General features: G+C 65.2%; 22 protein-coding genes and 2 pseudogenes. 8 read left to right on the top strand and 16 right to left on the bottom strand.

Annotated features, from left to right (window positions below; all coding sequences use genetic code 11):
- The first annotated feature begins 190 nt into the window (after nt 1-190).
- A pseudogene (locus tag AE618_RS21615) lies at nt 191-1,185 on the top strand (sensor histidine kinase).
- On the opposite strand, the gene AE618_RS21620 reads toward AE618_RS21615, so the two are convergent.
- On the bottom strand, nt 1,182-1,541 hold the full coding sequence (locus tag AE618_RS21620) for a response regulator (protein ID WP_054211151.1): 360 nt from the start codon (nt 1,539-1,541) through the stop codon (nt 1,182-1,184). The pseudogene AE618_RS21615 and the gene AE618_RS21620 sit on opposite strands and share 4 nt — an antisense overlap.
- A gap of 318 nt (nt 1,542-1,859) precedes the next feature.
- Between AE618_RS21620 and AE618_RS21625 the strand changes: the two genes are divergently transcribed.
- Complete coding sequence (locus AE618_RS21625) at nt 1,860-2,117, top strand: hypothetical protein (protein WP_054211152.1); 258 nt, start codon at nt 1,860-1,862, stop codon at nt 2,115-2,117.
- 363 nt (nt 2,118-2,480) lie between these two features.
- Here the strand turns inward: AE618_RS21625 and AE618_RS21630 are convergent, their stop codons facing one another.
- The 5 genes from AE618_RS21630 to AE618_RS21640 all read right to left on the bottom strand — a co-directional run bounded on the left by AE618_RS21630 (nt 2,481) and on the right by AE618_RS21640 (nt 4,908).
- A complete protein-coding gene (locus AE618_RS21630; RefSeq protein WP_054211153.1) occupies nt 2,481-2,678 on the bottom strand; it encodes a hypothetical protein in 198 nt (65 codons plus the stop codon).
- Between the two features lie 58 nt (nt 2,679-2,736).
- A complete protein-coding gene (locus AE618_RS21635) occupies nt 2,737-3,102 on the bottom strand; it encodes a YkvA family protein (protein WP_054211154.1) in 366 nt (121 codons plus the stop codon).
- 22 nt (nt 3,103-3,124) lie between these two features.
- The gene (locus AE618_RS29085) at nt 3,125-3,250 is read right to left on the bottom strand and encodes a hypothetical protein (protein WP_082365468.1); all 126 of its coding nucleotides are present in this window, start codon (nt 3,248-3,250) and stop codon (nt 3,125-3,127) included.
- Between the two features lie 73 nt (nt 3,251-3,323).
- Entirely contained in the window at nt 3,324-3,449 is a 126-nt protein-coding gene (locus AE618_RS29090; protein ID WP_282568524.1) for a hypothetical protein, read from the bottom strand.
- A gap of 7 nt (nt 3,450-3,456) precedes the next feature.
- On the bottom strand, nt 3,457-4,908 hold the full coding sequence (locus AE618_RS21640; protein ID WP_082365461.1) for a metal-dependent hydrolase family protein: 1,452 nt from the start codon (nt 4,906-4,908) through the stop codon (nt 3,457-3,459).
- 167 nt (nt 4,909-5,075) lie between these two features.
- Between AE618_RS21640 and AE618_RS21645 the strand changes: the two genes are divergently transcribed.
- Both AE618_RS21645 and AE618_RS27520 read left to right on the top strand, forming a co-directional pair.
- On the top strand, nt 5,076-5,852 hold the full coding sequence (locus tag AE618_RS21645; RefSeq protein ID WP_082365462.1) for a TniB family NTP-binding protein: 777 nt from the start codon (nt 5,076-5,078) through the stop codon (nt 5,850-5,852).
- A pseudogene (locus AE618_RS27520) lies at nt 5,833-6,078 on the top strand (transposase); the annotation flags it as partial. The gene AE618_RS21645 and the pseudogene AE618_RS27520, both read left to right, overlap by 20 nt.
- Before the next feature lie 10 nt (nt 6,079-6,088).
- Here the strand turns inward: AE618_RS27520 and AE618_RS21650 are convergent.
- The 3 genes from AE618_RS21650 to AE618_RS21660 all read right to left on the bottom strand — a co-directional run bounded on the left by AE618_RS21650 (nt 6,089) and on the right by AE618_RS21660 (nt 7,782).
- Entirely contained in the window at nt 6,089-6,757 is a 669-nt protein-coding gene (locus tag AE618_RS21650; RefSeq protein WP_054211155.1) for an NADAR family protein, read from the bottom strand.
- 139 nt (nt 6,758-6,896) lie between these two features.
- Nucleotides 6,897-7,409 (bottom strand): NADAR family protein, encoded by a 513-nt coding sequence (locus tag AE618_RS21655; RefSeq protein ID WP_054211156.1) that lies wholly within the window; start codon nt 7,407-7,409, stop codon nt 6,897-6,899.
- Nucleotides 7,410-7,443: 34 nt separating this feature from the next.
- Nucleotides 7,444-7,782, bottom strand: a complete 339-nt coding sequence (locus tag AE618_RS21660; protein ID WP_054211157.1) for a hypothetical protein — start codon at nt 7,780-7,782, stop codon at nt 7,444-7,446.
- A 247-nt stretch (nt 7,783-8,029) separates the two neighbouring features.
- On the opposite strand from AE618_RS21660, the gene AE618_RS21665 reads away from it, so the two are divergent.
- Nucleotides 8,030-8,422: a hypothetical protein gene (locus tag AE618_RS21665; RefSeq protein ID WP_156330411.1), complete on the top strand. Its 393-nt coding sequence runs from the start codon at nt 8,030-8,032 to the stop codon at nt 8,420-8,422.
- 126 nt (nt 8,423-8,548) lie between these two features.
- On the opposite strand, the gene AE618_RS21670 is transcribed toward AE618_RS21665, so the two are convergent.
- The 3 genes from AE618_RS21670 to AE618_RS21680 form a co-directional block, all read right to left on the bottom strand.
- Entirely contained in the window at nt 8,549-9,634 is a 1,086-nt protein-coding gene (locus tag AE618_RS21670; protein WP_156330412.1) for a hypothetical protein, read from the bottom strand.
- 174 nt (nt 9,635-9,808) lie between these two features.
- Nucleotides 9,809-10,573 carry a hypothetical protein gene (locus tag AE618_RS21675; protein WP_054211160.1) on the bottom strand — a complete coding sequence of 255 codons (765 nt, stop codon included), beginning with the start codon at nt 10,571-10,573 and terminating at the stop codon, nt 9,809-9,811.
- An 87-nt stretch (nt 10,574-10,660) separates the two neighbouring features.
- Entirely contained in the window at nt 10,661-11,560 is a 900-nt protein-coding gene (locus AE618_RS21680) for a hypothetical protein (RefSeq protein ID WP_054211161.1), read from the bottom strand.
- A gap of 270 nt (nt 11,561-11,830) precedes the next feature.
- On the opposite strand from AE618_RS21680, the gene AE618_RS21685 reads away from it, so the two are divergent.
- Nucleotides 11,831-12,280: a hypothetical protein gene (locus AE618_RS21685; RefSeq protein WP_156330413.1), complete on the top strand. Its 450-nt coding sequence runs from the start codon at nt 11,831-11,833 to the stop codon at nt 12,278-12,280.
- Between the two features lie 31 nt (nt 12,281-12,311).
- Here the strand turns inward: AE618_RS21685 and AE618_RS21690 are convergent, their stop codons facing one another.
- From AE618_RS21690 to AE618_RS21700, 3 genes are all read right to left on the bottom strand, one after another.
- Nucleotides 12,312-15,131, bottom strand: coding sequence for a caspase family protein (locus AE618_RS21690; protein WP_054211163.1), 2,820 nt, complete (start codon nt 15,129-15,131; stop codon nt 12,312-12,314).
- 75 nt (nt 15,132-15,206) lie between these two features.
- Entirely contained in the window at nt 15,207-15,548 is a 342-nt protein-coding gene (locus AE618_RS21695) for a hypothetical protein (RefSeq protein WP_054211164.1), read from the bottom strand.
- Nucleotides 15,549-15,790: 242 nt separating this feature from the next.
- Nucleotides 15,791-16,456, bottom strand: coding sequence for a hypothetical protein (locus AE618_RS21700; protein ID WP_156330414.1), 666 nt, complete (start codon nt 16,454-16,456; stop codon nt 15,791-15,793).
- Between the two features lie 146 nt (nt 16,457-16,602).
- On the opposite strand from AE618_RS21700, the gene AE618_RS21705 reads away from it, so the two are divergent.
- Nucleotides 16,603-17,136: a M23 family metallopeptidase gene (locus AE618_RS21705; protein WP_082365464.1), complete on the top strand. Its 534-nt coding sequence runs from the start codon at nt 16,603-16,605 to the stop codon at nt 17,134-17,136.
- A 65-nt stretch (nt 17,137-17,201) separates the two neighbouring features.
- Nucleotides 17,202-17,651: a hypothetical protein gene (locus tag AE618_RS21710; RefSeq protein ID WP_054211167.1), complete on the top strand. Its 450-nt coding sequence runs from the start codon at nt 17,202-17,204 to the stop codon at nt 17,649-17,651.
- Nucleotides 17,652-17,666: 15 nt separating this feature from the next.
- Here AE618_RS21710 and AE618_RS21715 read toward each other — a convergent pair whose 3' ends face one another.
- Nucleotides 17,667-19,232, bottom strand: coding sequence for a hypothetical protein (locus AE618_RS21715; protein ID WP_054211168.1), 1,566 nt, complete (start codon nt 19,230-19,232; stop codon nt 17,667-17,669).
- Nucleotides 19,233-19,412: the final 180 nt, after the last annotated feature.

A 19,412-nucleotide genomic window follows, 5' to 3' on the forward strand; every position in this document is an offset into this window, starting at 1 on the left:
GTGCTGCGCGCGTTGGGCGACCGGCATCCGCCGGTCTCCGTGGACGTAGGCTAGGTGCCCGGTGCCTGAGGCGCCGGGCGGCGACTAGCACGGCGTGGAGGCCGTCGTGATCACGGGAAAGACATTGGGCTCGCCGGGTATATTCGATAGTGAGGAACCCTGCTCCATTCCCGATCCCAGGAAATCTGCCGTGACCAACAGCAATCCACTGTCGTGGAGCGCCGATAGCCTCCGTCTCGCGATCAGCGCGGCCGGCGTGGCCCTTTGGTCGTGGAACGTGACGAACGATCACTTCTCAATGGATGGGAACGGTTTCGCGCTGTGGAACCTGCCGCAAAGTGAGACGGTCACCTTTGAGGATCTGTCTGCCCACATCCATCCTTCGGACCGCGAGCGGGTCCGGTCGGCCTTCGTCGCGACGCGGGCCATCGTCGGTGCCTACGAGATCGATTTCCGGATCGTCGTCGCCGGCGAGATCCGCTGGATCTCCGCGCGCGGCATCGGCGACGACACCGCGGTCCATATGGGATTGGCCTATGGCATCTTCCTAGATGTGACCGGCCGCAAGCAGGCCGAGGAGGGCCATGAGCTTCTTGCCGGCGAGATGAGCCACCGCGTCAAGAACCTGCTGGCCATCGCCATGGGCCTGACGCAGCTGACGTCGCGGCGACGACGACCGCCAAGGAGATGGCCGTTGAGCTGATCGCCAGGCTGGCCGCCCTGGGGCGGGCTCACGACCTGGTTCGGCCACTTCCCGGCCATCAGGGGACCGCGGCCTTGCTCGGCGACCTGGTGGCGGTCCTGCTGTCGCCCTATGAGGACACGGGTGCCTTCAGCGGCCGCATTCGCGTCGCCGTCCCCCGGATGGGTGTTGGCGAGGCCACGGCCACAACTCTCGCCTTGGTGTTCCACGAACTGGCGACCAACTCCCTCAAGTACGGGGCGCTGTCCGCAGATACCGGGCAGCTCGACATTTCCGGAAACAACGAAGGCGACGACATCCGGATTATCTGGACCGAACGCGGCGGGCCCACCGTGAAGGACGGCGAGCGCCCGGCGGGATACGGCAGCCGACTGGTTGAGCGGAGCGTCGCCGGCCAGCTTGGCGGATCGATCGACTACAACTGGTCCCCGGAGGGCCTGATCGTCACGCTGCGGGTGAAGGCTTACAAGCTTTCCGACTAGGCGGCCTTGGCGAGGACGTTGAGGATATCCTCCTCGCGATATGGCTTCGGCAGGAAGACCGTGTCGGAGGGCATTTCCTCCACACTGGGCGAGACGCGCCCCGACGCCAGGATCAGGATGACAGGCGGCCAGCGCTCGCGGACGGCATGCATCAGCTTCAGGCCGTCCATGGAACCCGCCGGCAATTCTATGTCGGAGAAGACCACGCGGATTTCTGGGCGCGTTTCGAGCAGCTTGATGGCCTCGTCGGCTTCAGCGGCCTCGATGACGTCGTAGCCGGCGTCTTCGATCATCGCGACCGTGCTCATGCGAATGAAGGGCTCATCCTCCACGGCTAGAACGAGCATCTTGGGCATCGCGAGCTATCACGGCTCCAACACGATCTAACTTAAATGGAATGGAATGGTTGCATTAGAGTGCAGGCAAATCGCTAACGCGTCGTTCAGCCACCTGGCAGCGACAAAGCGAGAGGAATGCGGTGAGCCGCCGCTGGCATAGGCCGTAGTCGACGAAATCACCTTAATCGTAATCGGTCTTTTGACAGGGACGGTCGCATCAAGCCCGGATAAACGCCCAGCCGCTTCCGTACTGACGATTGCGACAGGTGCGGCAATTTGGCATACTGGCGTCATCTCGATGTGCGAAATGGCGCGGCAGTGGGGTAGGGGGCTATCATGCCATTTCGTTCTTTGACCGCCGATCCGGTCGACCTTCAGAAGCTGGCGGACGCGTTCGACGAGGCTTGGATCGCCGTCAACCAGCCCTCGCCGATCGAGGCGTCTGCGAGGGCTGCGGAGCGCGAGCGACTGAGCCACATCATCATGTACACCTGGCAAGCGAATCCGGAGGCGGACCTGGTACAGACCGCCATATGCGCCTTCCACGACGGCTCGGCCGGCACCGGTAGCGCTAAGCGACAATCAGCAGGATGATGGTAACGCGGCCCGGTGTGGGGGCTGAGTTCGTCAGGCGTGGCATCGGTAACATACGCGTAGGTCCCCGATTGCTCCCCCGCTTCGCGACGGCGCGGGCTCGACAGGTATTGACCATCGCGTCTCGTAACGACTTCGCGCTGGAGGTAGGCACGATCAAGTCGCGTGCTGTCCAGAATGGTGTGGCGATTTCCTCGGCGAGACAAAGGCAGGTCTGCATCCGTCGGAGGGACGCTTGTTCAACCTCTGCCTCGACGCAGGGATGCACGACATCGTTGAAGGACGGTACCCGCGAGGCAACGAGATATGCCCCCCCGAAGCCTGCGACCAGCAGCATCGAGCAGCCGGCTGCTATGGCTCTGATCACAACGTGGCGCTCGGCATCTCGGCTACATCGTGCACCACCAAGCGCGTGATCTCACCCGGCCCCCCGTATTTGAAATCCATGTCGTTGGCCTTCCGGCGCGCTTCGTCTTCGTCTTCGTCCTCGGCTTCCACCACGACAGACCCGGATCGCTGGATATCCATTTTCACCGTAAAGCTCTTGACCGGCTTTTCCATTGGTTCCCCCTCGCGCGGCGTACGGCAAGCGGGCGATGACGCAGAGTCAGCGACTGGATTAGCGGCTATTAGCCGCCCAGCCGATAAGCCAGTTGACCGTCATCGCGGCGGCCGCAAGCCAGACGATCGCGACGAAGGCCAATCCGACCCGGCTGACCGGTCGCTCAAGTCGAATATCGGCGGCTTCACGGAACTCCACCATGAGAGGGAGTGGGATCAGCCGGACGGCCAGCAGAATGCCGGCCGGCACGATCAGCAGGTCGTCCAGATAGTCAAGCACCGGAATGAAATCCGGGATAAGGTCGATTGGCGACAGCGCGTATGCTGCGACGGCCCCCGCCGTGACCTTAGCAAGTATCGGCGTACGGCCGTCCCGCGCGGCGATCCATAGTGCGACTACGTCCCGCTTTATGCGCGGGCCCATGTTTTGATGGCGTCCAAGCCCATTATGCCCTTCGTGGCGCGAACATGAATATGGCGCTGCCGACCAAACAGACCGCCGCCCCGACGACGTCCCAGCGGTCCGACCTATGGCCTTTGAAGCCCCAGAGCCAGAGGATCGCGGCGACAATGTAGACGCGTTACTTGCTGACATTGGGACCTTGCCCATTAGCCGACGTCCGCGCTGCGCAGATGGCATTCATACTACACATCCGCCAGTAGCCACTTGAGCGAAATGGCTTTCGGGAAACCCGGCGCGGTCCAGAAACGCGAATCGATGATCATCAGCTCTATCGTTTGGGCTGCGACGCCACTCTCGCCGGCGCGCATGAAACTCTCATGCCAGAGTATTTTTGTGGATGTTCCCGGCCTTCATGATCACCTTGAAATTCTTGCCGGGGTCGCCGAGGAGCGAGAGGTCGGTAGTCGGGTCGCCGTCGACCAGCAGTATATCGGCCGATGCGCCTGCCTCGATCACGCCCAGCTTGCCGGGATAGGGGTTACGCGGTCCAGACATCGCAAGGAGCTGGGCATTGTCATGGGTCACGAGCTTGAGCGCCTCGGCAGGGGTGAACCATTGCAATAGCTTGACGATGTCGGTGCTCTGATTTTTCGTCGCGGCGGGGTTGAGCAGGATGTCCGAACCGAAGGCGAGCTTGACCTTGTGCTTTTTCGCCCATCTGAAGGCGTTGTCGGTCCCCGTTACGACTTGGGCCTTCTTCTCCCGAACGGCTTGGGCTGCGGTCGGCGGTGCCTCGTCGAGCGCTTGCAAGCTCAGCCAGATACCCTTGGCGCCAAGCAGCTTCATCGTCGCCTCGTCGAGAAGCTGGCCATGTTCAACGCACTTCACGCCGGCCTCGACCGCCCGGCGGACCGCACGCGGCGTGTAGGCGTGCACCGTCACATAGGTGTTCCAGTCGCTTGCGGCGTCGACCGCAGCCTTCAGCTCGTCGAACGTATACTGTGCCACGTCCAGCGGATCATAGGCCGAGGCCGCACCGCCTCCGGCCATGACTTTGATCTGCGACGCTCCCGATCGAAGGTTCTCACGTGTCGCCGTTAGGACCTCGTCACGCCCGTCTGCAATGAAGCCAGCGCCGAGCATTTCGCCCGTCGAGGCCTTGCCGCCAAAGCGGCGTGACAACTCGCTCGGAGCACGGAAATCGCCGTGGCCGGACGTCTGAGAGATCATGGCTCCACTGGCATAGATCCGCGGCCCGATCGTCTTGCCCTGGTCGATCGAACGCTTCACGGCAAACATCGGCCCGCCCATGTCTCGCACCGAAGTGAACCCGCGCAACAGGACCTGCCTGGCCTCCTCCAATGCTCGTTCGTTCAAGCTCTCGAACGTGGCTGCCGGGTCCAGCAGCTGCTGCTCGGTGCTAGCACTCATGAAGATATGGACGTGGTTGTCGATCAAGCCAGGCATCAACGTACGGCCGCCACAGTCGATCACGGTCGACCCAGGCGGCTCGGTCATCCGACCCGTTCTAAGAGCAACGATGCGGCCGCTCTCGACGAGCACGCTAGAGCCTTTGCGAACGGTCAGCGACGACCCTGTAAAAACGTTGGCATTTGTAAACAAAGTTATGGGTGATGCTGAGATCGCCTGTGCGTTGGACTCAGAAGCCAGGGCAACGCCCGAAGCGAGCGCTCCCAGCCCTGACAGGAAGCCGCGACGCGACAGATTGAAGTTGATACGCAACAACGCATTCCGCAACTCCGGCGAGCAACAGCGGCAATCGGCCTGAGGGACCAGATGCTGATACTTGCTGCCAGCACGAAACATGGGGCGCTCGCTACGTCGATGGATATCAAGCTAACTGTAGGGCACGTTTGCCAGTTCGTCATCTGACAGTATGGGCCCGTTGCATGCGGATGAGGCCGAAACGGCGATCGACTGTCACTTTCCATTTAAATCCTGTGCCCTCGGTTGAGGATATGGATTGACGCAGCATGACATTCACATTCCGCCACCTGACATCGAGCGCGGCGGCGCTTCTTGCCGATCATGATGAGCGGCGCATCCGCGCCATCCGGTCGCGTCGGTGGGTTCTTTATCCTCGCGCCAAGCAGGCGCTCGATCGCCTGCATGGACTTCTCGACCAGCCGCGTGGCACGCGAATGCCATCCATCGCCATCTATGGTGACAGCGGCATGGGCAAGACCATGATCATGAAGCAATTCCGGGACGAACACCCGCCAAGCTTCAACACCGTAACCGGCGTGCTGACGACGCCAGTTCTTGCAATGGAGATGACGAGCCGACCAGGCGAACGGCGGTTTTACGCCGAACTGCTGACGCTATTGGGGGCTCCATCGCGGCCGCGCGCGGACATCTCCCAGATGGAGCAGGCAGCCATGCGGATCATGGAGGCCATCGGCGTCCAAGTTCTCGTGATCGACGAGGTCCACAACCTTCTGGCCGGCAGCTACCGCGAGCAGCGCATCGTGCTCAACACGCTTCGCTTCCTGAGCAACCGACTGCAAATCTCCCTCGTCTGCTTCGGGGTCAATGAAGCACGCGAGGCGATCAGCGGCGACGTGCAGTTGGCGCGGCGTTTCGAGCAGCTGACCTTGAGCCGGTGGGCAGCGAACGAGCAATTTGAAGCTTTGATCGGCTCGATCCTGCGCAACATGCCACTTCGCCACCCTTCCGTGCTAACGCCAAACGCACTGCGCCGCATTCTCCAGATCACGGATGGCATTACAGCTCGACCCTTGGATCGATGACGTCATCAGCACAGGCCTCGCTGCTGTCTCGTGTTTCGCCCGAGTTCTGCGCCGTGATCGCGACGCAATCCGGAATGCGATCCAACTGCCCTGGAGCAATGGTCAGGCGGAGGGGCAGATCAACCGGCTGAAGACCATCAAACGCGCCATGTATGGCCGCGCAGGTCCAGAACTTATCAGGGCTCGCATGTTTCCGCTCCACCACGCCGAACATCACAGAAAGTGAGGCAGAACCCCTAACGTGTTTCCCCGCCCAGCCCATTCTGAGGCTTTGAGCAGACTTCTTTCTCCGCCTTGCGGAGTCCCGCCCGCACTCGCATCCAGATATCGGCCATGAGCGCCCCGGGAATCGTCGTGCTGTCGCGTCTCGTGCGGTGCATGAGCTGCCGGTCGCCCGTCGCCAGCAAAGTGTCCCTGGCCAGAGCGTTTTGGCTGAACTTCGCGCGACAGGCTTCGAGCATGAGCCGGCGGTGCGCTGCGGTGCCGGAGACGACGATTTGGTCGTTCAAGGTAAAGCTGGCGGGTTCGCTGCGGCCGCGCGTGGCCATCTTGGCATCTTTGCCCCAGAGTTTGGCGACGCGGAGCCGATCGGCGTCGGTGTCGAATTTGAGGCTCTGCCAGAAGCCCTCGATGCTGGCATAGGCCTGCCCCCACAACACGAAGGGCGTTTCGGCGAGGTTGCTGATCGGCTGCCAGCGATCGGCGTGATCGAAGACGACGTTGATGGGTTCGCGGCAAGCCTGGTCCTTCGGGCCGAGATCATGCAGGGAAATCCCTTTTGCGCCTCCGCCGAGCACGTTCAGAACATGATCGGCCATGGCCAGTTGCCAATCGAAAAGCTCGCGCTTCTCGTCATCGGTCTCCGGCACGAGAGCCAGAAGGCCCGTCTTCAGGATGACCCGCATGTGGCGTGCACTCCTCGGCATTTCAGTGAAACCAGATCCGCGCCGGCCGGCGGATGGGAGAGAACAGCCGGCGGCGGATTCACGGCGCAGCCATTCCATCGGAGCGCAACGTGCCGGGATGCCGACCCGTCGCCGCCCATCAGGAGGACCGCCGCCTGAGATGCTCGCGAACCTCCATCAGCACGCGGCCGGCCCAGTTGGGACCGCCACCATCCTTGCCGATGCCCCAGAAGCCGTCGCTTTCGGAATCCTCGATCAGCTCGGCATCGCCAGTCGCCAGCAGCCGGGCCGCCAGGTCGGGGTACCGTGCATATTTGGCGTGATCGCCTCGCTTCATGATCTCAAGCTTGGCGTCCTCCCAATCCGCGCGCGGGCGCTGGCCGTTCTGCGCGAACCACGAGCCGCTCGCGAGCCGGGCCTTGGCATCCGGCGGCGCCGATAGGCGTTTCACATGTCCCGGGTGCTGCGCCGCGCGAATGGCCGCGCGGTAGGCATGACTTGGCGATTTCTGGGCTTGGTAGAAATGCTCGACCGTCGGCCAGATTTCTCCGTCGATCTCGATCGGGCTCGAATGGAAATGCGACAGGAAACCGAACGCCTCGCGGTCGCGGCGGTAGTACAGGATGCGGTTGTCCGCAGGAATCGCGATCATGTCTGGCTTCCGCCCTTAGATAGGGAACTGGACGTTATATCCGATGCAGTCGGCACCTATCGAAACGAGGCACGGCTTGTTGCGGCACAAACGAGCGCGAAAACAGGGTGACGATGCACAGCCCGTCCCTGAGTTCGGCGGACGCGTTTACCGGCAGTCCCGGAGAGGCGAGCGCGGCCTTCTCCGCCTGACTCGCGTCGTCTGCCGCACGCGGCCTATGCCGATCCCAGACTTGGCGGCAGCTCTCGCCGGGCGCCGGCATCAGGCGATAGATCCGCTCCGTGCGATAGGTGTTGCCCGCCTCCACCGGGGCGACCCCGCTCAGGACCAGCAGCCCGAGCACCGCGAGAGCGAAACATGATCGATGGCGCATCGCGGGGCCTCCTCGGCGGGTTCAGCTTCGCGACCTTGCCATCGGCGCGCGAACACGTGCATTGCCGGAGCTTGCATCGCCTTGCAGATCCTCGGCGCACCTGCCCACGCGCGCGTGACGGGACATGCGGATCTGCTGGGGCAACTCCGCGCAAGCCTCCGCAATCGCCCCGAGAGCGGGTGGTGACTATCGTCCCGGCATCGCAACTGGATCGGGAGACGCGGTCATGTTTCGCAGGATTTCGACCTTGGCCATCGTCCTCACGCTCTCGGCGGGGACGGTCCGCGGGGAAAACTTCAGCAGTTCGGGCTACAACGTGCCAGCGGCGATCGACATCCTCGTCTCCGCCGATGTCGCGAAGATCGCGCGATCGGACGTGGCGGTGAAAGAGCTGTTCATGGCCTACAGCGTCGGCTTCGCTATGGTGCTGACGTCGAAATGGTCGGAGGACTGGCCGACCGGCAGCGACACCGTCATGATATCGAAGATGCGCGATTTCGCGCTGGGCGGCTCGACGGAGGCGCGCGTCATTCTGGTCAAGGGCACTCGCGATGCCGAAATCTTCATCGCCCGCAATGGACGGCAGTCCGCCGCCGCCCGCCGCGTGCTCACCGTCCTGAAGTCGCTGACGATCGCCTGACCGGCTCATCCCGCCCGGAGAGAACGGCACCGAGCCTGACGCTGGGACCGCCCCAAAGGGCGGTCCCTTCTCGTATCGACGCTGCATGACCGGCGATCCCATCGACCTCTCCGCGATGCGCACGCCTCAGGGTCTAGCCGCATGCCAGCCATTCGCCGCGACGGACTCGTCTCGGACGCCGTAATAGCTGACGAGCGCATCGAGCTCGCGCAGCCGCAGCTTGTAGGCGGCGTCGAGGCAACCCTCGACCGCGGTCTGGCCATAGACCCGACCATAGGTGTGGAAATCGACGATCACGCGCCCGCTGGGCTCCATGCGCTGCGGGGGCGTCGTCGCCAGCCGTTCGCAATTGTCCCGGTAGCTCGTCCAACGGGACTGCTCCGCGTTGAGCGCTTTCATGTCGATCCGTGCGCCCAGCTCCTTCAAGGCCTTGGTGATGCCGACATCGGAGCGTCCGAAGCCGAGATCATTGCAAACGATCTTCTTCACCGTCGAGGGTGTGGCGGCGGCCGAGCAGTCGATCGTCGACAGCTCCTCCGCCTTAAAAGCCTGCTGCGGCCGCGACGCGATCGTGATGACCTTCCAGTTTCGCAATTCGGTATCGGTGACGAGCTTCATGCCCTCCGAACCGAACTGGAGCGCAGCGTCGGCCATCTCGCTGCTGCCGAGCATCTCACGCACATAGATCGTGAAATTGGAGGACAGCCATTGCGTCTGCTCCATCAGTCGACGGCCCTGGTCCGGAAGCACTGTCGGCGCTCCTTGGCCGGGCGAGATCGAGTGTATCCCGTATATGCCCGAAACGCTGCGCGACACGCCCCCGATGAACGCCATCGAGCAGGCTGAATGACATTCGGCGCCGGCGGGCACGACAGTGTCGAAACCGCGTTGGCGCATGAAAATGCCGAGCCTGATGCCTCCCACCGCGCTGCCGCCATTCGAGTTGAGCCGGACACGGATGCGCGTGCCGTGGCTGAACACGCGGTCCACGATGTCGAGGCTTCCGGTCGCGCCTTTGGGTTTTTCGATCAGCGCCAGCAGCCGTTCCGCATCGTCGGCGACGACCGGCCCCTCGGCTCTGTAGACCACTGCCTTGTCGAGGAGGTCGATGCTTTGCGTCCATTCCATCGCGCCGGTTGGCATGGCGGCGGACGCCATGGCGGTCGCGAGCAGGATCGAAAAGAGGTGTCCGGGTTTCCAGGATCTTGTCATAGGCGGTACCCCATTTTGTTGGATCTGCCGGGCTGACTTGACGAGACGTCGCAAGATCATGAAGGGCGTCTCGCTCCAACACGGTCGTGCCCGGAATTCAGCGCTCGGAGGCACCTCCGCACCATTGCCGGCGCTTGCCAGGCCTTGGGAGGGTTCCACTTCCAAGATTTGCGTTCACGGCGCCGTCTCGCCTTGCACGACGGCGACAAAGCTGCAGACTGAACCGTCAGGGCTGCAGACAAAGGTCGGGGTTGATTCGGAAGGTGAAGCCGCGCAGGCCCACACGGCCTGATAGGTCATCTCCTCGTAAAGCCGCATTGCCCGGGCCTGCACGTGGCGCAGCGCGTCGATCCTGTCCTGGAACGGCGCATAAATGCGGACCTGCTCGGCGCGCCTCAACCGGTTCGCCTCATCGACTGTCATCTCCCCGACAGACCCGAGACGAGCATCGAGCGCTTGAAGCTTGGCGCCGGCGGCGGCCATGAAGGGCGCGAGCGCGGCGCTGGCAGGTTCCATCATCGCATCGACGGCGGCTTGCGCCTCGTCGACAAGGGAGCGGAAGGCGATGTCGGGCGCGGTCTCAGCCGGTTCGCCCGATCCGCCGAGGACGCCGCGCATGAAGAGATTCAGATCGTCGAAGTCATGGAAGCCGGCACGCCGCTCCAGCAGATTGCCGTTGCGGAAGAACAGCAGTTCGGGAAAGCGCTCGACGGCATGACATTCGAGAAAGCCGGGAGCGGTCGCAGGCTCGGCGAGCCGCAGCGCGACGGAGAGCCGTAAGGCCAGGTGCCGAACGATCGGCCTCATCAGAGTGCAGGGCACACAATCGTCCATCGCAGCGAGAACGAACAGGTCCGCGCCGTTCCCGATCAGCCCCGCGAGCGCCTCCTCGGAGCGCTGCGGATAGTCGGTCTCACCGAGGGGCTGCGCTGCGGTCATCGAAGTCTCCATCGCATGCAGGCGTCAAATCGGCTTTTGATGTCGCACAGGCTTTCCCGAACACCGCATTTCCCGTTTCGGGCTGCTTTAGACGCGAACCTCGTACTCGGCTCCGCTCGCGGTAACAGCCTCCGGCTTGCGGCGCTGGAGACGGCGCAGATTGGTCAGGAAGCGGCTGGTCTGCGCCTCGTCGAGCGCGTCCGGATCGGCCGAGGCGCCGCGCGGGTCGAGAGCGGCCCGGGCCGTTTCGTCCCAGAGCAGGACGCTGGTGGCGAGGAAGCGACCGGGCGTCGGATTGATCGGGGCGGCCTGCGGCATCAGGAGAAGTTCGCCCTCGACGAAAGCGGGGCGCGAGGGTGACGGAAGCCAGGACAACGTTTCGCTCCAGTTGAAATCCCATGAATGTTGGCCAAGCGGCCGGGGGTCGCGCGCCAGGAAGGTGTAGGCCATGGCCGGCTGGCGATCGATGCCGCGCACCGCGAGCCGGCCCTTGTGCTTGCCGGCCTCGAAGATGATCGGCCCCTCGCCGCCCGACGGCAGGAACCCGCCCATGCTGCGGGTCATCGAGAACCGTTCGACCACGAGACGGGCCGATCCCGGCTGGCCGAAAGCAGGCGCGAGGTCCGATAGCAGGGCCTGCTGGGCCCGGTCGCGCGAATCCGCATCCGAAGTCTCCACGATCGCCTCCAGCCTGCGGATGAAGGCATGCAGTGGCAGTGTCAGGTCCCCGGGCTTGAGCCCGGCATCGAGCGCCGGCAATCCGCGGCCGCGCCGGCTGGTATCCAGCCGCTTGTTGATGATGCTGGCCAGTTCGACGGCGATCTCCGGCGAGCAGCCATAGTCGCCATAGATCAGCTTGGAGAATTTCGGCGCGCCCTCGCGCCCTTCGCCGAAGATCTGAGCTCCGATCTGGGCATCCGACAGCGGCATGCCGATGAGTTCGCGGAAAGCACGCCACTTCAGATAAAGGTTCGGTATCGCGCTCATGGCTATCAGCAACCCGCACACGGGATCGTGGCCGCAGCTTGGAGCCGCCTTGCCGCTGCTGTCCAGCGGCAAGATGCTGTCGTGCAACCTCCGACAAGCACCCGCATGACGGCGCAATGGCGTTCGCGAGCCTGTCGTGGCTTCTCGGCTGACGGTGCGGCCGGTGCCGCACGTCAGATGGGAGATCGTGCCGTGCGACATTCAAACACCGTTCTCGCCGCTGCTCTCCTGCTCCTTGGCGCCGTAGTGCCGGCCTCGGCCGGCCCCGACATGGGCGACGAGGCGACCCGGCAAGCCAACCGTCTCTTCCTGACCACTCGCGCCGCCTGCGGCGCCGACCATGTGCTGGCCATCGACGTGACGCTTGGGCAACCTTCGGGCTTTGCGCCGGTGCTTGGCGAGACGGTCGCGCCGCGGACGGGACATACCCTGTACCTCGCGATGAGCGGCGTGACCTCGACGCCTCCTAAGGCGATCGGTGTCGGCACGCAATGGCAAGGCCGGATCAGCTTCATGGCCGAGAGCGCGCGGATCATATCCATCGGCAGCGACGGCAGGCGCGGTGCTTGGACGCCGATGTCGGGTGGAGAAATCTATGCGGTCGATCTCGCCTACCGGCAGGGCTGGACGGCACGGGTCAGCGAGCTGGCGTTCCTGACCAATCTCGGCCGCTTCGCCAAAGCGCGCCGGCCGACCTGCTCGGAAATTCCGGCGGGTTAGCGCGGAGGCTGCAGCCCGCCGGGGCCAAGGATCACGGTCGCAGCGGGGCGGCGCTGGCCGCATCCAGCGGCAACTGCGCTTTCACCGCCGCAAGCAGGTCCTCCGGCAGATAGAAATCCACGCGTTCGCCTCCGACGAATGCCGCCCTGCGATCCCTGATATCGAGCGACCGGACGAGGGACACGCGCTGCCGTTCGAGCGCAGCTTTCGCCGCCTGGTCCGCAAGGCATGCGTCGATCGCGGGCGGGCGTCCGGCAAGATCGGCAATCGCCGCCGCCAGGGCCTGCTGGCGCAGGGCTGAACCGGCGGCGGCGATCCAGGCCTCACGCCGTTCCACAAGGCGCATGAACATCGCCAGACGTGCCTCGGGGGCGGCGCAGACCGCGACCAGCGCCGCCTCCGCATCGGCTGAGTCGATATCATCCCAGACGGGCAGGATGGCGATGCGGAGTTGCCCACGCGCCACGAGGTCGTCGAAGGGGGCCAATTCGGCGGTCAATGAGCAGAATGGGCAGGACGGAGAGAGGGCGAGCGACAACGTCACGGGCGCCTCCGGACGTCCCCTGGCGATGCCCATGGCGGGCTCCACGGCAAGCGCCAGCGCCCGCTCGACTCCGATGCGGCGGCTCTCTTCACGCGCGGCTGCGGCGATATTGGGATAGGGCAGCCGCGCCTCGATCTGCTTGACCAGCATCTCGGCCCGGGCCGGATCGCGCTGGTCCATCGGACCATAGCGCAAGAGCGCCGCAAGCGACATCATTGCACGTGGATCGGCGGCGACCTCCGGCCGCTCCAGCAACCGGCGCGCGTCCACCGGCCGGGCGGCCAGGCGCACATACCCATCCGGCTCGGCGAAACCGCGAGCCCAGACCGCTCCCAGCCGAATGATAGCGTCGGCATCGCCCAGAGCGCTGCCGCGTTCTAGCCAATGGATCGCCCGGTCAAGATCGGGCTCGCGGCGAGTACTGCCTAACAAATAGAGATCGACCAGTTCCATGATCGCCGGGATGTAACGGCCCTCGGCCGCCCGAGTAACGAGTGCGATTGTTTCATCATCATCGGTCTCGCCGGCCGTCCTGCGCAACTGCGCACGCCAGTACAGCCCTCGCGGGTCGTCCTTCGCCATGACGACTGCATAGAGACGATCGCGCTCGGTCTTGGCCAGGGCATAGGCGGGATCGTGCCGCGTCCGGTCGAGGACATCGGCCGCTGCCGGCGCGTAACCTGCAAAGGCCGCGCGGCGCAGCCAGAAGCGTTCGCGTTCGGGCGACGCCAGATCGATCCAGGTCGCGTCGCGACCGCTGAAGATGCGAGCGGCGAGATCGGCCGTCTGGCCGCTCTGATCGTTGTCGTCCAGGCGGCGCAAGGCCGCCTCGATAGCGTCGGCGGCGGCGGCGGCGCTCAGTTCGAGACCGACGGCCCGCTGGTCGTTGTCGAGCACCGCGATCAGAAGTGTCGCCAGCAACACGCCCTGCTCGCGGGCCGCCTCGACATCGCGTCGAAGCGTCACGATGCTTCTATCGGCGATGAGCCGGTGCCCGCCCACGATATAGGGCGCGATGCCGCCGCGCGGCAGGTCGGTACGTACGACGCGCGCGGCCAGAGCCTGGGCCTCCGAAGCTCTGGCTGTTCTTTGCGGACCGCTCAGACCCCGCGCCTTGATCGCGATCCGCAGCGCCGTGAGGTAGAGCGCCTTGGGATCGCCTTGCGCGAGACCGGCCGCGACCTGCTTCGCGGGCGCCTGGGCGGCGACCTTCCCGACCAGGCTGTTGTCGTCGAGGGTCAGGCACCAGTCGCGCCGCGTCAGGCCATAGCGGTCGGCGGGCCCGTCCCAGGACGGCTCGCAGGCAAAATCATAGCCGGCGCGGTCGAGCAGGCCGGCGCGCAACAGCCATGTCGTCCTCGTCTCCGGATAGGCTCCGAACCAGAAGGTCGCGGCCGTTGCTGCGACCATCGCCACTGCAGCCCCCATTGTCCGCAGCAGGATCTGGCGGCGTCCGAGGCGATAGGGTGGCCGTTTGCTCCAGTCCCGTAGCCGCGCTTCGTCCTGCGCGGTCAGGACGAGTGGCGGCAGCACGCCCTCGCGATAGACGGCGACCGTCTGCTCGCCATTGGTCGCCAGGCTGACCTTGGCCGCGACGTCGTCGATGGCGTCCTGAATCCTACGGCCGGGCATCAGGAGGCTGGGCAATTCATCGGCGAGGGCCTGCGCGAAGGGGCTGTTCTCCTGGGCTCCGTCGCTCGACATGGCTTGCGCCGCCGTCGAGTAGACCAGTTGGGCCGGGCGCGGCAGCCGCGCACGCGCCAGACCTTCGGTGGGGCTACCCGTCTCGTCGTCTTGGCCCTGCAGCGCATTGCGGCAGGCGTCGAGCAGGATGACGGTTGCCTTGCGCGCGCGGCGAGCCAGTTCTGCGACCACGGCATCGAGCGCCAGCGCCCTGGCGGCGAGGTAGCGCGGAGACGGCAACTGTGCGTCGACCGGTATCAGGAAGTTGACGCCGTCCTGCTGGACGCCATGGCCGGCGAAATACAGGACGGCGACGGACTCCGGACCGACTGTGTCGAGCGCTTCGCCGAAGGCGAGCACCGCATCCTGCATCTGCGCCAGGCCGGCATTCTCGATACGCGTGACGGTGAAGCCGAGCCCCTCCAGCGCCCAGGCGATCAGACGTACGTCTCGCACGGGGTTGTCGATGGCGTCCTGCCATTTGTAGCGGGAGTTGCCGATCAGCAGCGCAAGGCGGGACTCGGTCGCGGCGCCCGGCGGCTCCGGTGCCGACGGCGCGCTGCCGGGTCGATGCTCGACCCGAGCCTCGTCGCTCTGCAGCCAGAACCGGCGATAGCGCGTCACTGAGCGGACCTTTCCTGCGCCCACAGCCTATAGCATCGGCCCGAAAAGCGGGATGCGCTTTTCGGGCCGGATATCCTAGCGGAAGCGCCCCATCCGGTCGCCGCGAACCCGGCCATCGCCGCCCTGCATATGTCCGTTCGCCCTTGCCGCCTTCCGGAGGTCCTCCTCGATGATCACTCTGTCCGCAAGCCTCGGATCGCCCAAATCCATCTCGATGATCAGGTCTCCCAGGCTTCCGATTCGCGACGAGAAGGCGAGGTCGTGGGAGCGATAGGCGATCTGCTGGTGGGCGACTTCGATGGATCGCCGGAGGAGGGCCCGGAGGGCGAGGCCGGCGACCGTGTCGAGGGCTGGGCCGAGAAGCCGCCGAACCGCGGCGGACGGATGAACGACAATGGGGAAGGGATTTCGCTGCATAGTGGCCTCCTTGCCAAACCGCGACCGAAAGCACGCCGGAATGGCGTGTCGGTGCGGGGGTGGAGGGGCGGGCAATCAGCGCATGTGGCTGGTGTAGAAATCAGCGACGGCGAAGTCAAACGCCAGAGCGCCGTTTTCGCAAGCGCGGACAAGGTCGGGCAACAGGACTCAAGGCGCCGCGATCGGACGGATCAGCCGTCGTGGGAAGGCCATGGATCCAGCGATCCGCGCCCCGCACGCGCTTACTCGCCGCGCTCCCGACCGGAAATCGGAGCCGGCATCGAGCCGGCGCCGATCCTCGCCTTGAAATAGAACCGCCATGGCAGATAGGCCAGAAGGCCGGCCAGGCCCAGGAACGGCACGATGCTGGCGGCAATGAGCACGAGAAACAGCAGCAGCGAAACACCGAGCGCCATCTTGTTGATCGACCAAGAGAAGGCGAAGGGCAGGCTCTGGCCCAGGTCCCAGGGATTGGTCGGGGCGGCGCCGGTTGGGAACCAGCTGGGGATCGCCCAAATGCCCTTCACAATCGCCCAGTCGGCCATTGCCGTCGGCTTCACGGTCTCGACGCAGAGGTAGAAAATGCCGAATGCGGCTGCCAGGGCCAAAGCGAGAACGGCGAGCCAAAGCAGGATGTCGCTTGTCTTGGTCACGCGCGCGCCGGGGCTGATCGGTTCGAGCGGAACAGGGTGATCGTTCATGGCAGCAAACCTCCATTGTCGACCCGGGTCGATGAGGCCGTCGAATGCCGGGGTGCGAGGCGGCATCTTCGACGAACATTCCAGCGCGTAGCAAGCGGCAATTGCAACCGCGCCGACGCTTTCGATCCGCTCTCCATACCGGTCGGCCGGGCCGCCCGCGCTGGCGCGCTGTTGCGCTCGGTTGCGCCGACTTGCCCCGCGCGGCATCGGAAGGGCGCAGGGACCGCGCAACCGGATAGCCGGGTTCGCAGGCGCGTCCGAAGGGCGCGGCCCGAAACATCGGGCAACACGCCGCAATGCTACCGGCCTGAGACTTGTGCGACCTCGTCATCCGGTTGTCAGGAGGGTCGGGAATGAGGCCACGAACGTTACTTGCAGCAGAAGCTGTCACGTTTGCGTTCTCGCTCGCCGCCGCGGACATGTCGCCATCCTTCGCGGTGCCGCGACATCCCTGCGCTTCGGGCGAGCACGGTCGGCTGGTCGATCCGACATTCGGCGAGACGGCCTCCCGCTTCGGGTTTCGACGCAACCCGGTCACCGGAACAGCCACATGGCACACGGGCATCGACTATCTGGTCGAGCCGGGTGCCTTGCTGCACGCTGCCGGATTGGGCCGCATCTCGAAAGTTGGGGGCGACGCTCCCGGCGCCTTGTTCATCGCCGTGAACTACGGACGCGGGATCGAGATCGTGTACGCGCATCTCGGCCGCATCGACCATGTCGTGGGCCGCTGCGTCCGTCGTGGGGATGTTTTGGGCGAGGCCGGGCGGCAGCACCCGCTCCGGGGCGGCCAAATCCTTCACATCGAGATCCGCAGGAACGGTGTTCCGGTCGATCCGTCTGGGATCCTCCAGCCGTTCCAGCCGCACGCCAAACCGCCGACATGAGCCAGAACACCCTCAACGTCTGCGCAAGGCTTTCAGCCTCCAGCGGAACGGCGATTGCGCGATGGTTGCTCGCCCTGCTCGCCGCCTCGACGGCCGCCGCGGCGATCCTGCGGCTGCAAACCTTCCTCTATGCATTGTGGGAGGCGCACAGGCGTGATGTCGGGACCGCCTATGCGATGCTGGTCGACACCTCCAGATGGGCCGAGGCGGCATCGTCGCTGGTTCCGCTGTCGCTAGGCATCCTTGTGCTGTCACTGCCCTTTGCGATCATCGGCTCAGGTTTTCCAGAGGCGCGCGGCCGGGACCCACGCATCGGCCGCTACGCTGTTCTCGGCGGAATCTGCCCTCTTGTCTGGATCTCGATTGCGGCTGCGATCCTGCAATCGTCTGAGCCGGAGATCTTTCCAGGCATCGCAGCCTGGAAGATCGCAGCGAGACCCGAGCTCGGATTCTTCGTGATTGCGGGCGTATCTGGTGGGTACTATTTCGGGCGGCTTCGTAGAGCGTTCCGGTAGTCTATCGGGTGAGGCCTATCCGCCCAGGCGATAACGGACGAATGGCGCAATTCCATCGACGCCAACCCGCGCCGTGACCACCCACGACCGGTCTGGAGCGATCGATACGAGGAGGCAGCCGGCACCGCCCGAAACCGTGCCGCCGATGGCGATCGCCACCCCGTTGGCTCCGGCCTGGACATGCTCGCTGTTCAGTCCGATCGCGACACCCTCTTCCCCGGCCAAGGCAACGTCGCCACCCCGCGAAATCGCGGCGCCCGCGAGGCCCGCGGTGACGCGCTTGAACTTGCCCCTTCCGATCGCGACGCCCCAGTCCCCGGCATGCGCCTCGCCATATCGCTTGCCGTCGCTGACGGCGACGCCGTTGTCGCTCGCTTTCGCGATGCCGGCGTTGAAGGCCAGGGCAAGGCCTCCACGTCCTGCATTCGCCGCGCCGCCGCTCGATATGGCGACACCGTCAGCGTCGGCACAGGCGTTTTGTCCGGCCGGTGCAATCGCCCAGCCCGCATGCCCTGCGAGGGCTGCCCCGTCGCCCGGCGCGACAGCGATGCCCCCGTTACCGGCCGCACGAAACGAACGGGACGCCAGCAAAGCACAGTTGCCGCCAAGAGCCGAAAGCTGGCCGATGGCTGCCTCGCGCGCGCCGTAGAAGAGGATGGTTCCGGTGGCGAACTTCACGACGCCATGCACCGCGCGCCCCTCGATCATGGGGACATCGACGGGTGCCTGCACACGCACCAGCAGCCAGATCACCGCATGATTGAGCCTCACGGCGTCAGCGTCGCCTTCTCCCCAGGACAGGCCGAAAATGCCAAGCGGCGAGGTCGGATCGGCGCTCCATTGCGCGGCTTGAAGCGCGACGCCGCCGCTTTCGAGGATCTCGCTGTCATTGGGCTCGACCACGTCCTCGCTGCACAGCACGAGGATGTCATGGCCTCGGCGGAGGTCACCCAACCAATCGTCCAGCCGCCAGTGCTCCAGTTCGGATTCGGCGGCGGCCATCGGCGTCGGCAGGCTGTCGCTCCGCTCTTCCAGGGCGCCGTCGCGCCAGCGATAGCGACAACCCGGCCGGCGCGCGGTCGGTCCGGAGACATGAAACGCGAAGCCGCCTGGCCGATCCGATGTCGCCCGACGCCGCAGGACGATCACGCTGTCCTCGCCGGCTTCGAGTTCGGTTTCGCCGTCGATGGCATCCAGCACCACCCCGATGGTGCGAGATTCCATCCGCAGCCGCTGCACCGATCGCAGAGCGACCGCGATGCCACCGTGTCCGACATCGATATTCCCGGCATGGCTGGTCGCGACGGCAACGCCCCAAGCCCCGGCGCTCGCAGCCGAGCCAACCCCGTGTGCGATAGCGATCCCGTTCTCGCCCGCCGTCGCCGTTCCGTTTTGCCCCGCGATCGCCAGCCCGGAGTTGTCGGGGGCAACGGCGGCGCCGTACGGTCCGGCGATCGCGACGCCATCGCCCAGCGCGGTCGCCTTGCCATGGCGGCCGGCCTTCGCGAAACCGCCATGGCCCGCGGAGGCGACGCCATGATCTCCGGCCTCCGAAATGTCCGGGTGCGACAGGGTCGTCATGAGACGCCCAGCCGACGCGACAACCCGCCTGGGGCGATCCACTCGTCCTTGCAAGGGAGCTTCGGTTCCAGACGGCCCGGCTCGGGCTCGGGAGGCAGAACGGGCGGCGGCGGCGCCGCAATAGGCTTGCCGATCGGTGTCGGGATGTCCTTTGGCGGAACGTCTGTCTGCCTATTGGGA

The sequence above is a fragment of the Allobosea vaviloviae genome (assembly GCF_001298265.1).
GTDB lineage: Bacteria > Pseudomonadota > Alphaproteobacteria > Rhizobiales > Beijerinckiaceae > Allobosea > Allobosea vaviloviae_B.